1 protein-coding gene is annotated in these 242 nt (G+C 76.9%); it reads left to right on the top strand.

The window, feature by feature from the left end:
* Positions 1-242, top strand: a 242-nt coding sequence (locus KVT14_RS21035; protein WP_217617359.1) for an alpha/beta hydrolase, incomplete at both ends; no start/stop codon positions are given.

Here is a 242-nt window from a genome sequence, read left to right as displayed (position 1 = left end):
CCAGACGCACGCCGCCGACGCGCTCGCCGACCGCGGCTACGACCTGTACGCCCGGGACCTGCGCGACTACGGCCGGTCGACCCGCGCGGGCCGGGAGCCGAACGACACCCGGTCGCTGGCGGTCTACGCCGAGGAGATCGACGCCGAGGTCCGCCTGGTGCGGGAGCGGCACGACCAGGTCGTGCTTCTGGGCCACTCGACCGGCGGCCTGATCGCGGCGCTGGGGGCCCAGCACCGGCGCG

The sequence above is a fragment of the Cellulomonas sp. GbtcB1 genome (assembly GCF_019091725.1).
Classification (GTDB): Bacteria; Actinomycetota; Actinomycetes; order Actinomycetales; family Cellulomonadaceae; genus Cellulomonas.
Note: the sequence above shows the minus strand (reverse complement) of the source record. Positions and strands in the feature narration are given on the sequence as shown.